This window comes from Polaribacter septentrionalilitoris, from assembly GCF_009832745.1.
Taxonomy (GTDB): Bacteria; Bacteroidota; Bacteroidia; order Flavobacteriales; family Flavobacteriaceae; genus Polaribacter; species Polaribacter septentrionalilitoris.
The window spans coordinates 238,438-250,173 of record NZ_VRMJ01000025.1 but is presented as its reverse complement, the minus strand read 5'-3'; the positions used below and the strand labels follow the sequence as shown (position 1 = coordinate 250,173).

Here is an 11,736-nt window from a genome sequence, read left to right as displayed (position 1 = left end):
TTGTTATTTTATTTATTTATTTATTTATACCTGCATTTCCTTTTGCATTAAATTGGGCTGCATATTTTCTAGCTGTTGGTAAATAAGTTCTTAAATCTTGAATTCTAGATTCATTAGAAGGGTGTGTGCTTAAGATTTCTGGCTGTGAATTTTTTCCTGATCTTTTACTCATTCTTACCCAAACTTCTGCAGCTTCTGTACCATCATAACCTGCCATAATCATAAAAACCAAACCTAGTCTATCTGCTTCTTGTTCATGTACTCTACTAAATTTCAACATTCCTAAACCAGAACCAATTCCAAAAGCAGTATTCCATATTTGTCGTGATTGTTCATCTTTTCCAGAAGTTCCTAAAGCTACTGCTAAACCACCTATTTGTTGTAATTGTCCATGAGACATTCTTTCTTGCCCATGTTTTGCAAATGCATGTGCAACCTCATGTCCCATAACTGCTGCTATCCCATTATCATTTGCACAAATTGGCATAATACCTGTGTAAAAAACTACTTTACCCCCTGGCATACACCAAGCATTAACTGTTTTATCTTCTATTAAATTAAATTCCCATTTGTAAGAATTTGCTTCAGCAACCATATTATTAGCGCGCATAAATCGATCTACAGCAGCAGAAATATTTTTACCAACTTCTTTAATTTGATTAGACATTTTTCTATTATCGGAAACTTTATTTTCTTTTAAAAAAGTATTGTATTGTGCAAAACTTGCTGGTAACACTTGAGAATCGCTTACAATATTTATCCTCTTTCTACCTGTAATGGGTACAGTACTACATTCTACAAAAAGAAAAAATGTTAATATTAGAATTGTTGCTTTTTTCATGATTATTGTTTATATATTTTTATGCAAGTTATAAATTTATTTTCAAAATTTGTGCTATTTCAAATCACAGAATAACCTATTTAAGATTCTGTTTAAAATTGATATCTAAATTTTTTAATAATCTTCAATATTTAAGACACAATTTAAATTTAACAGTCACTTTATTAATTTATTTTTAAGAGTTTTTAGAATTAGGTATTTTATTTTTGTGTTCATAGTGAACTTGAATGGTTTTATTTGTAATCATTATTAATCTGTTACGTCTTAACAACTAAATTTTACTAAAATGAATAAATTATTTTTACTTTTTGCTATTATAATGTTGAGTTGCAATTCTATAGCTCAAAACTCATCCAAAGCAAAAAAAACATATAAAATAGAAAAAACAACAAAAGAGTGGAAAAAAATTCTAACTCCAATGCAATATTATGTATTGCGTGAAGCAGGAACAGAAAGGGCTTTTACAAGTGAGCTAAATAAAAACTACAAAAAAGGAACTTTTGTTTGTGCAGCATGCAAAACACCATTATATGAATCTAAACATAAATATGATTCAGGTTCTGGTTGGCCTTCTTTTGATAGAGCTATTGGGGGTAGTGTTGAATTGGATGTAGACTATAAATTAGGCTATGCAAGAACTGAATTAAAATGCAATACATGTGGTGGTCATTTAGGACACTCTTTTGATGATGGCCCAAAAGAAACTACAGGGAAACGTCATTGTATTAATGGAGTTGCTTTAAAGTTTATACCAAAAACAAATAAAAAAGTGAAATAGCAAAGGTATTTCATTAAACTCTTTTTCGTATCTTTCTCTAACAATATAGCAATCATGAAGAAAGAAGCAATTGCTGAGTTATTAGAAGAAAAAAATCAACATCTATTTTATTGGTTAGAGAATCAACCAATTGATAATTGGGAAAATGGCCCAAAAAACAAATGGACAGTTGGCCAACAAATTTTACATTTGGTGAATAGCTTACAAACACTTAACAAAGCTCTAAGCTATCCTCGTTTTTTCTTAAAATACAAATTTGGAACTTGTAACCGAGAAATTAGAGATTACAAAACGGTTGCAGATAAGTATCAAGAGAAACTTTTAGTAAACCAAGAAAGAGCAAAGGTTTTTAATCAAAAATTAAAAATACCAAAACAAAAAGATAGAGATCGACTGTTAACACAATTTCAAATACAGAGTAAAAAACTACAGTATAAAGTTAGAAAAATTAGTGATATTAATTTAGATACATTGTTACTTCCTCATCCATTAATGGGAAAAATGACTATTAGAGAAATTATCATGTGGACTGCTCATCATATAGAACATCATACCAATATTTTAATTGATAATTATGCTGAAGAAAATTATTGTTAAACCTCATCTTTTTTTCTTTGGATTAGTTCCTTTGTTTTTAATTTTGGGGCTCTTTAAAAGAGAAAGCTACATCAATTTGAAGGTTAATTACCTTAATTTTGATTTAGATATTAGCTTATTATGTTATATCTCTTCAGTGTTCTTTTTATTGATTGGTGTTAACTATTTTTCATTGTATTGGATTCAGAAATACCCTAAAAAAGTATTAACTATCTCTCATATTGTATTGCAATCATTTTCATTAATCCCTTTTATTCTAATAGTATTCTCTTTTAACTTTAATCAAACTTATTTAGTTTTAGTCCTATCTTTTATTATTTTTCTTTTTTCAATTATCATTCACCTGATTAACTTTTTTACTAGCTTGTTTTTAAAGACAAAGTAATTAAAAAACTACCATCAATACTCTAACAAATCATCACTTATTCTTATATTTGTGTTTCCTAAAAAAGAACACAAATTATGTTTAATAATTTAAGCGATAAATTAGATAAAGCCTTACACACCCTCAAAGGGCATGGAAAAATTACGGAAGTAAACGTTGCAGAAACTTTAAAAGAAGTTAGAAGGGCGTTGTTAAATGCCGATGTTAACTTTAAAATTGCCAAAGAGTTTACCAAAAGAGTACAAACTAAAGCGTTAGGTCAAGATGTATTAACTACATTAAACCCTGGTCAATTAATGGTAAAGTTAGTTAAAGATGAACTAACTGAATTAATGGGAGGTGAAACTGTTGGCGTAAACTTAGGTGGCTCACCAACTGTAATTTTAATGTCTGGTTTACAAGGTTCTGGTAAAACTACTTTTTCAGGAAAATTAGCCAATTACCTAAAAACCAAAAAGACAAAACAAGTATTGTTAGTAGGTTGTGATGTGTATAGACCTGCGGCAATAAACCAGTTACAAGTTGTTGGAGAACAAATTGGTGTAGAAGTATATGCTGAAATAGGCAATCAAAATCCTGTAGAAATTTCTCAAAATGCAATTGCACACGCAAAAGCAAATGGAAAAAATGTTGTAATTATTGATACAGCTGGACGTTTAGCTGTGGATGAAGAAATGATGACAGAGATTTCTAACATTCATAAAGCCGTAAATCCGCAAGAAACTTTATTTGTTGTAGATTCTATGACTGGTCAAGATGCTGTAAATACTGCTAAAGCATTTAATGATATCTTGAATTTTGAAGGAGTTGTACTTACAAAATTAGATGGTGATACACGTGGTGGAGCTGCATTATCTATTAAGTCTGTAGTTGACAAACCAATTAAATTTATTGGTACTGGTGAGAAAATGGATGCAATTGATGTTTTTCACCCAGATCGTATGGCAGACCGTATTTTAGGTATGGGAGATGTGGTTTCTTTAGTAGAGAGAGCACAGGATCAATACGATGAAGAAGAAGCAAGAAAACTTCAGAAAAAGATTGCTAAAAACCAATTTGGTTTTGATGATTTTTTAAATCAAATTCAGCAAATCAAAAAGATGGGATCTATGAAAGATTTGGTAGGTATGATTCCTGGTGCTGGAAAAGCAATGAAAGATGTAGATATTGATGATGATGCTTTTAAAGGTATTGAAGCGATTATCCATTCTATGACACCATTAGAAAGAAGTACTCCATCAAGTATAAATGCTAGTAGAAAAAAACGTATTGCTAAAGGTTCTGGTACAAGTATTCAAGAAGTAAATCAGTTGATGAAGCAGTTTAATCAAATGAGCAAAATGATGAAGATGATGCAAGGTGGTGGTGGCCGTAAGATGATGCAAATGATGAAAGGAATGAAATAAAAATATTTAGGCTACTTTTTAAGTAGCCTTTTTTACTATACAATGCCAGAGCAAATCATAGACATTTTTACTTTTAAAAAAATAAAAAATATTTTTTTTATTTTCTTTGGAATTTGTTTGTTTATTATTTCAAATAATAATGGAATGTTTTGGGATAATGTCTTATTTGCCTCTAAAATGGGAAACCATTTATATTTTAATTCTATTTTTAATTGGACAATACCAAATGAATTTGACCCTGGACATCCACCCTTTTTAGGATTTCTTTTAACTATTTTCTGGAAAATATTTGGGCACAAATTATGGGTAGCACATTTAGTTATGCTTCCGTTTATCATCGGTGTTTTTTATCAGTTATTTAATTTTGTTTCTTATTTTATTAACGGAACAATAAAACAAATCTTCGCATTTGTATTGCTTATCATAGACCCTACATTATCCACTCAATTTGTTATTGTAAATCCAGAGGTTATTATTGTCTTTTTCTTTTTTTTAACCCTAAATGGATATCTCTTTAAAAAAAACATTTTAAAATTTATTGGTTTACTTTTTTTAAGTATTATTTCATTTAGAAGTATGATGCTTTTTGGAGGTTTTTTATTGTTTGATATTTATAACAAATTGTATCTCGAAAAAAAGAAAATAGGCTCCATCTTTAATTTTAAATTTTTGTTGTTATATTTTTTATCTAGTCTACCTGGACTTATATATGTAGTTTGGAGATTATTAACCATGGGTTGGTTACAAACACACCCAAACTCACCATGGGCGAGTTTATGGAAAGTAGCCACACCTAAAATTTTCTTTAAAAATATCATTACATTAATACATAGATATTTAGATTTTGGTAGGGTTTTTATCTTCTTATTCTTAGTTTTAAGTTTATTTATTTTTGGTAAAAAAATAATTAAATCAACAAAAAACAAACAACTTTTAGTCCTATCTATTACATCTGTAATTTTTATAATTTTAGCCGTACTATTTTCTACAAATGCATTTGGACATCGATACTTCATTGTTTCTTTTTGTTGTTTAAACCTATTAGCTTTTTCTATTTTAAATTCTTATTTCTTTAAGAAAAAAATAATTTATACATTTTTATTTTTAGGTTTAATTACAGGTAATCTCTGGATTTATCCAAGAACAATCTCACAAGGTTGGGATGCTACTTTAGCACATGTACCTTACCACTCTCTTAGAATTGAAGCTATTAACTACTTAAAAGACAATAAAATTAAGATTTCTGAGGTTGCAACTTTTTTTCCTAACCTAAACAAATTAGATCATATTGATTTTAGTGGAAATCAACAATCTTTTTCTAAATTTACAGGTAAAAACAAATATGTTTTTTACGCAAATGTTTTTAATTTAACAGATGAAGAGTATCAAATTTTAGATAAAAATTATAGTAGACAAAAAGAATTCAGTAAATTTAATATATCAATTATTATATATACCTTAAAGGAAAAATGACTTTATTAGACGGAAAAAAAACATCGGCAGAAATTAAAGAAGAAATTGCTTTAGAAGTAAATGAATTAAAAAATAAAGGAAGTAAAACACCTCATTTAGCAGCTATTATTGTTGGTAACAATGGTGCAAGTATTACTTATGTAAATGCAAAAGTAAAAGCTTGTGAACGTGTTGGGTTTGAATCTACATTGATAAGATTACCCGAAAAAACTACCGAAGAAGATTTACTAAATGAAATTGCTATTCTTAATGTTGACAAAGATATTGATGGTTTTATTGTTCAATTACCTTTACCCAAACATATTAATGAACAAAAAATACTGATGGCTGTAGATCCTGATAAAGATGTGGATGGATTTCATCCAACTAATGTTGGAAAAATGGCATTAAACCTACCAACTTTTATATCTGCTACTCCTTTTGGAATTTTAGAATTATTAGATAGATACAATGTAGAAACTTCAGGAAAACATGTTGTGGTTTTAGGTAGAAGTCATATTGTAGGTAGCCCAATGAGTATCTTATTATCTCAAAAAAGAAAGGTAGGTAATGCCACAGTTACCATGTGCCATAGTAGAACTAAAAACCTTAAAGAAATTACTTTACAAGCTGATATTGTTATCGCAGCAATAGGTATTCCTGAGTTTTTAAAAGCAGATATGGTTAAAGATAATGTAACAGTTGTTGATGTTGGAATTACACGTTTAGAGGACACTACAAAGAAAAATGGGTTTAGATTAGTTGGTGATGTTGCTTTTGATGAAGTAGCTGCTAAATCTGAATTTATTACCCCAGTTCCTGGTGGTGTTGGGCCAATGACAATAGCTATGCTATTAAAAAACACTTTACTAGCTTGCCAAAGAAAAAGTTAAACAAATGACCATAAAAAAAGCAATTAATTATTTCTATGAATATTTTCAAATATTTATAGGTATTGTTCTAACTAGTTTAGGTTTAAAAGCTTTTTTATTGCCCAATGGTTTTTTAGATGGTGGAGTAACCGGAATTGCACTTTTGGTAAGAACACAAGTAGATATTAACATGTCTTACTTGCTAATTATTTTTAGCATTCCTTTTTTAATTCTTGGTTTTTTTACAGTTTCGAAAAGAATCGTCATAAAATCTATTATTAGTATTTTAGGAGTTGCATTATTTATCCATTTTGAGAACTTCCAAACCATTACAAATGATAAATTATTAATTTCAATTTTTGGCGGATTATTAGTTGGCTCAGGTATTGGGATTGCCATAAGAAATGGTTCTGTACTTGATGGCTCAGAAATTTTAGGAATTTATATAAACGATAAATTTGGAATTAGCATTGGCAAAATTGTGATGCTATTCAACATTATTTTATTTACAGTAACTGCTTTTGTTGAAACCATAGAAATTGCACTTTATTCTGTATTAACTTACATTATCGCTGCAAAAGTTACAGATACAGTTATAGAAGGCTTTGAAGATTTTATTGGTATTACCATTGTATCACAAAAAAATGATATTATTAAAAGAGCTATTTTAGAAGAATTAGGAGTTGGTTTAACCATTTACAAAGGTGCATCTGGTTATGGTAATAAAGGTAAAGTTGAAGAGTTTGACATTATTCATTCTATTATAAACAGAATAGATATTAAAAAAATGTATCGTATTGTTCAAGCTATTGATGAAGATGCTTTTATCATCGAATTTGATGTAAACTCTATAAAAGGTGGTGTTTTAAGGCATTACATTGATAAAAAGAAAAATAAGAAGCTTCCTATTAATCAAGTAACTAAAAATTAAAGTATGGCTTTATCGGTTTCTTTTTTTCCAAATTCTTTTTTGTAAATTCTAACTATCACTAAGAATAGACTGATTAATAATGGTCCAAAAATCAATCCTATAAACCCAAATAAAGGCACTCCTACAATTACACCTATTAAAGTGATTAAAGGATGAACATTATCTAGTTTTTTTAAGACAAATAATCGTATTAAATTATCAGTAGACCCAACTACTACAAAACCGTAGATTAAGATACCCCAAGCAGAAAACGTGTCTCCAGATGCTAATGTTAGAATAAAAACAGGTAAAATTCCGACTAAAGTACCTACAAAAGGAATCATAGAACCTACAACAGTTACCACAAACCAAAAGAAAGGATTGTTTATTCCGAAAATTAAAAAACCTATTAAAGCAACAATACCTTGTGCAATGGCAACCAAAGGAATTCCGATTGCATTAGAACGAACCATAGCTTGAGACTCTGACCCAATTATTTTTAGATTCTTTTTACTTATAGGTATATATTCATAAAGAGAATTTCTTAGTTCAGCCCTATTGGTTAACATAAAGTAAAGCAAAAAATACATTAAAGCAATTGATAGAAACATGTTAAATGTACCACCAGCAAAAATTTCTAAATTTTCAGTAATCCAAGAAGATATCTGAGAAGCATCAATATTTGAAGCTAAATCAAAATCAAACTTATTTTCTAATATTTGGATTCGATTTTTTAAAATTTCAACCAATTGCTCTGAGTTGGTTACTGCATCACTTATTTTACTACCAAGCATTAAAATAACGCCAGAAACTGGTAATAAAATACAAACAAAAGAAAAAGACATTAAAAAAAAGGCTGCTATATTTGGATGCCAATTTTTCTTAACTAAATAAATCATCCATTTTCTTAGCAATACATAAATGGTTATTGCACCTAAAACACCTGACAAATAAGGCATTAATTCTATAAAAATTAATATACTAATAAAAAGAATAAGTAATAATACAAATACTTGTCTTATGGTTTTTGGAGCAATGATATCTTTCATCTAAAATGTTTGATGCAATTTAACTTGAAAAATAATGATTTAATATCAAAATCAATAGTAAGATTAACTCATTTGGTAAAAAAAGGTTATTTATCTTCTCTATTTACCAAATTTATAGAAAATGCAGGCAAACAAATAGCTAAGTATTCACACTCACTCTCAAAAGGATTAGAATATTGAATTCTTGTATTTTTCTCAATTTTAATGGATTGTCCTGCTTCTAAAACTATTGTTTCCCCTTCTATAATGAATTGCTTTTTACCTTTAATGATGTAAGTATATTCATCAAATTCTGGAGTTTGAAAAGGTTCGCTCCAACCAGAAGGCGCAACCATGTGGGCAATACTAATTTGAGGGTTACCATTAGTTGCATTTCCAAAATGTTCTTCTATTAATTTGCCATCTGTAGTTGGCACCACAAAAGGAGATTTTTGAATAGTGTACTTTTTTTTCATAATGGGTAACTATTTGCGTAAGCGATTGAGTGGTCTGTTTGAGCTCTCCCGATTCTAAAATCGGGAAGCGAGTAAGGAAAGCGCGGTTTTGCCTTAAAGCAAAATACGCCCTATTGAAACCAAATGATAAAAGATTTCATTTTAGCCAAATCAGGAATTTGCTCTAAACTAACTTTCTCTGGACTAAATTCTTTTAAGCCTAGTTCTTCTTTGTCGATAACCACTGTTGCATTTAACTCGTGAATAAACAACGTAGCAGAAGAAAAAGTAGATTCTACCTTATTGATATTATTATTGGCATTTATCTGTGAAAAACTTGAATTTAGGTTGATACCTGACTCTGTTTCGAATCGCGAATCATGAATTTCTATACTTTTTATGGTTGATGTAGAGTCTAACTGTTCTTTTGGCATAATGGTTAACAACAACTTCCCTCCTTTTTCGTAAACAAAATATTCATCATCTTCTTGAAAATAATTGTCTCCTTGAGCACCTTCACTCAAATTTTTAACAATAGAATCATTTTTAAAAATTGTAGCCAACTCCATCATTTTAGTTTTGGTGGTAATCTTACCAACTTTTCCTTTTTCTATGGTAAATTTACTGTTTCCACTACAACTAATTATGAATATTGAAAAAAGTGCTATAGTAATTGATATGATGTTCTTTTTGATCATTTTTGTTAGTTTTATTCGTTTAGTAAACGTAATTTTTTGAGTTTTGTTATTTCATTACCTTTTTTAAAATACCAAAAACACTTCTTATAAAAGTTGCACTTGTTAATACTTTAACGATAGGGTTTTGTCTTGTACTTCTGCGTGAATAAGTTCTTCTTTTAGAGGCTTCTTTTTCTCGCTCTTTGGCTTTTCTTTCTCTTTCTTTTTTTGCTGCTGCTTCTTGTATTGCTTTTTCTTCTGCTTTATTAATTTGATCTATTTTTTTGTTCAACAACTCGTAAGCACTTTCTCTATCTAGGTTTTCATTGTATTTGTAGAATAAACGAGAATTGTTAATGACTGTTTTTAACTCTTTTTCTGTTAAAATATCCATTCTACTCATAGGCGCACGCAACATGGTTCTTGCTAATGGAGTTGGAATTCCTTTTTCATTCAGTACAGATACAAATGCTTCTCCAATTCCGAGTTGAGTTAGTACTTCTTTGGTGTCATAATACTCAGAATCTGGATAATTTTCTGCAGCTAGCTTAATTGCTCTTCTATCTTTTGCCGTAAATGCTCTTAAAGCGTGTTGTATTTTTAGACCTAATTGTGCTAAAATATCTTCTGGAACATCTTTAGGATTTTGGGTTACAAAATACAATCCAATTCCTTTAGAGCGAATGAGTTTTACAATACTTTCTATTTGATTTAATAATGCTTTTGAGGCTTCATCAAATACCAAATGAGCTTCGTCTATAAAGATGATGAGTTCTGGTCTATCAGCATCTCCTTGTTCTGGAAATGTTTCATAAACTTCTGCTAGCAATTGTAGCATAAATGTAGAAAATAACTTAGGTCTGTCTTGAATATCAGTTAAACGCAATACAGAGATAATTCCTCTACCATCTTCATCTATTCTAACTAAATCTTCAACATCAAAAGATTTTTCACCAAAGAATAAATCTCCCCCTTGTTGTTCTATTTCTATAATTTTTCTTAGGATTGCTCCTGTACTTGCAGTTGAAATTCGCCCATATTCACTTTGAATTTCTTCTTTACCCTCATTAGTAACATATTGTAAGATTTTTTTAAAATCTTTGATGTCTAATAAAGGCAACTTGTTATCATCACAATATTTAAAAATGATGGCTACAATTCCGCTTTGGGTTTCTGTTAAATCTAAAATTCTTGACAATAAAACAGGCCCAAATTCAGAAACGGTAGCGCGCATTCTTGTTCCTTCTTGTTCTGAAATCGTTAAGACCTCTACAGGGAATTTTTTGGCTTCGAAAGGAAAACCAATTTTTTGGTGACGTTCATCAATTTTTGGATGACCAGGACTAGGTTGTGCCAAACCAGATAAATCTCCTTTAATATCCATCAACAACACAGGAACTCCTTTTTCTGACAAATTTTCAGCTAAAACTTGTAGTGTTTTGGTTTTTCCTGTACCAGTGGCACCAGCAATTAAACCATGTCTGTTTAAAGTTTTTAAAGGGACTTTTACCAAAGCATTTGTTATGGTTTCTTCACCTAACATTGCTGCTCCTAAGGCAATATAATCTCCTTTAGTATTGTAACCGTTATTTATATATTCGAAGAATTCTTCTTGTTGACTCATTTAAAGTAGTTTAATGCACCTGAAAAATATCCAAGCTAAAAGCATAAAAATAAGTAAAGTTTAAGAAGTGGGAAATTATTTATGATTTTTGTTGAAAATTCTTGTGATTAATTCAATTTCTTTTTCTTGGCAACTAAAAAGAAAGAATCATCTTCATCAAACTCTTTATAGCTTTCTAATAATAGAATATCAAAATGATTTTCAAAAAAAGCTTTTACTGTTTTTTTAGTATGATAATTGACAAACATGCCCTTAAAAATTTCTGCCCTTCTCCAGTCCAGAAAGAGTGACAAATAACCCCACTATTATTTAACACTTTAAATTGGTTTTTAATAGAGCTACTTAACTCGTCATTATTAAGGTGATGTAATACTTTATTTGAATAAATTCCATCAAATTTTTTATCAATATTTAATGTAGAAGCATCTAATTCTAAAAACTTACCTTTTGGATATTTAGTGTATAGGTGATTTAAAAACTCTTGAGAATTATCTGAACCTGTTATGGTGTAATTTGTATTTAAAATTTCCCAATCTGAACCTGGACCAGAACCAATTTCTAACAATGTAGATTTTTGAGGTAAAAATTCTTTTAATCTTTCAATTAAATTTTGTCCATTTACATCTTTTGAAAGTTGAATATATTCTACTACAGAATTTTTAGTGTGATAATACTTGTTACTCATGTATTCGTTTTTTTTAATATATGGAT

General features: G+C 29.4%; 12 protein-coding genes. 6 read left to right on the top strand and 6 right to left on the bottom strand.

What is annotated here, in order from left to right; translation table 11 throughout:
• Positions 1-16: 16 nt before the first annotated feature.
• Positions 17-841, bottom strand: coding sequence for a M48 family metallopeptidase (locus FP421_RS05670; protein ID WP_159948445.1), 825 nt, complete (start codon positions 839-841; stop codon positions 17-19).
• A gap of 286 nt (positions 842-1,127) precedes the next feature.
• On the opposite strand from FP421_RS05670, the gene msrB reads away from it, so the two are divergent.
• The 6 genes from msrB (at position 1,128) to FP421_RS05640 (ending at position 7,262) form a co-directional block, all read left to right on the top strand.
• The gene (msrB, locus tag FP421_RS05665; protein ID WP_159948443.1) at positions 1,128-1,619 is read left to right on the top strand and encodes a peptide-methionine (R)-S-oxide reductase MsrB; all 492 of its coding nucleotides are present in this window, start codon (positions 1,128-1,130) and stop codon (positions 1,617-1,619) included.
• A gap of 54 nt (positions 1,620-1,673) precedes the next feature.
• Positions 1,674-2,216, top strand: coding sequence for a DinB family protein (locus FP421_RS05660; RefSeq protein WP_159948441.1), 543 nt, complete (start codon positions 1,674-1,676; stop codon positions 2,214-2,216).
• Between the two features lie 462 nt (positions 2,217-2,678).
• On the top strand, positions 2,679-4,007 hold the full coding sequence (gene ffh, locus FP421_RS05655) for a signal recognition particle protein (protein ID WP_159948439.1): 1,329 nt from the start codon (positions 2,679-2,681) through the stop codon (positions 4,005-4,007).
• 42 nt (positions 4,008-4,049) lie between these two features.
• The gene (locus tag FP421_RS05650; RefSeq protein ID WP_159948437.1) at positions 4,050-5,480 is read left to right on the top strand and encodes a hypothetical protein; all 1,431 of its coding nucleotides are present in this window, start codon (positions 4,050-4,052) and stop codon (positions 5,478-5,480) included.
• Positions 5,477-6,352 carry a bifunctional methylenetetrahydrofolate dehydrogenase/methenyltetrahydrofolate cyclohydrolase FolD gene (folD, locus tag FP421_RS05645; RefSeq protein WP_159948435.1) on the top strand — a complete coding sequence of 292 codons (876 nt, stop codon included), beginning with the start codon at positions 5,477-5,479 and terminating at the stop codon, positions 6,350-6,352. The genes FP421_RS05650 and folD overlap by 4 nt, the downstream gene beginning before the upstream one ends.
• A 4-nt stretch (positions 6,353-6,356) precedes the next feature.
• A complete protein-coding gene (locus FP421_RS05640; RefSeq protein ID WP_159948433.1) occupies positions 6,357-7,262 on the top strand; it encodes a YitT family protein in 906 nt (301 codons plus the stop codon).
• Here FP421_RS05640 and FP421_RS05635 read toward each other — a convergent pair.
• The 5 genes from FP421_RS05635 to FP421_RS05615 all read right to left on the bottom strand — a co-directional run bounded on the left by FP421_RS05635 (position 7,259) and on the right by FP421_RS05615 (position 11,710).
• Positions 7,259-8,290 (bottom strand): AI-2E family transporter, encoded by a 1,032-nt coding sequence (locus tag FP421_RS05635; RefSeq protein ID WP_159948431.1) that lies wholly within the window; start codon positions 8,288-8,290, stop codon positions 7,259-7,261. The two genes, FP421_RS05640 and FP421_RS05635, sit on opposite strands and share 4 nt — an antisense overlap.
• Before the next feature lie 86 nt (positions 8,291-8,376).
• Positions 8,377-8,745: a cupin domain-containing protein gene (locus tag FP421_RS05630; RefSeq protein WP_159948429.1), complete on the bottom strand. Its 369-nt coding sequence runs from the start codon at positions 8,743-8,745 to the stop codon at positions 8,377-8,379.
• A gap of 110 nt (positions 8,746-8,855) precedes the next feature.
• The gene (locus FP421_RS05625) at positions 8,856-9,422 is read right to left on the bottom strand and encodes a hypothetical protein (protein ID WP_159948427.1); all 567 of its coding nucleotides are present in this window, start codon (positions 9,420-9,422) and stop codon (positions 8,856-8,858) included.
• Positions 9,423-9,468: 46 nt separating this feature from the next.
• Entirely contained in the window at positions 9,469-11,025 is a 1,557-nt protein-coding gene (locus FP421_RS05620) for a helicase HerA-like domain-containing protein (protein WP_159948425.1), read from the bottom strand.
• A gap of 214 nt (positions 11,026-11,239) precedes the next feature.
• Positions 11,240-11,710 carry a class I SAM-dependent methyltransferase gene (locus FP421_RS05615; protein WP_159948423.1) on the bottom strand — a complete coding sequence of 157 codons (471 nt, stop codon included), beginning with the start codon at positions 11,708-11,710 and terminating at the stop codon, positions 11,240-11,242.
• Positions 11,711-11,736 lie beyond the last annotated feature (26 nt).

Bases quoted from the DNA above. Each gene is read 5' to 3' on its own strand.
- FP421_RS05670 (WP_159948445.1), bottom strand. From the start codon at position 841: ATGAAAAAAGCAACAATTCTAATATTAACATTTTTTCTTTTTGTAGAA.
- msrB (WP_159948443.1), top strand. From the start codon at position 1,128: ATGAATAAATTATTTTTACTTTTTGCTATTATAATGTTGAGTTGCAAT.
- FP421_RS05660 (WP_159948441.1), top strand. From the start codon at position 1,674: ATGAAGAAAGAAGCAATTGCTGAGTTATTAGAAGAAAAAAATCAACAT.
- ffh (WP_159948439.1), top strand. From the start codon at position 2,679: ATGTTTAATAATTTAAGCGATAAATTAGATAAAGCCTTACACACCCTC.
- FP421_RS05650 (WP_159948437.1), top strand. From the start codon at position 4,050: ATGCCAGAGCAAATCATAGACATTTTTACTTTTAAAAAAATAAAAAAT.
- folD (WP_159948435.1), top strand. From the start codon at position 5,477: ATGACTTTATTAGACGGAAAAAAAACATCGGCAGAAATTAAAGAAGAA.
- FP421_RS05640 (WP_159948433.1), top strand. From the start codon at position 6,357: ATGACCATAAAAAAAGCAATTAATTATTTCTATGAATATTTTCAAATA.
- FP421_RS05635 (WP_159948431.1), bottom strand. From the start codon at position 8,290: ATGAAAGATATCATTGCTCCAAAAACCATAAGACAAGTATTTGTATTA.
- FP421_RS05630 (WP_159948429.1), bottom strand. From the start codon at position 8,745: ATGAAAAAAAAGTACACTATTCAAAAATCTCCTTTTGTGGTGCCAACT.
- FP421_RS05625 (WP_159948427.1), bottom strand. From the start codon at position 9,422: ATGATCAAAAAGAACATCATATCAATTACTATAGCACTTTTTTCAATA.
- FP421_RS05620 (WP_159948425.1), bottom strand. From the start codon at position 11,025: ATGAGTCAACAAGAAGAATTCTTCGAATATATAAATAACGGTTACAAT.
- FP421_RS05615 (WP_159948423.1), bottom strand. From the start codon at position 11,710: ATGAGTAACAAGTATTATCACACTAAAAATTCTGTAGTAGAATATATT.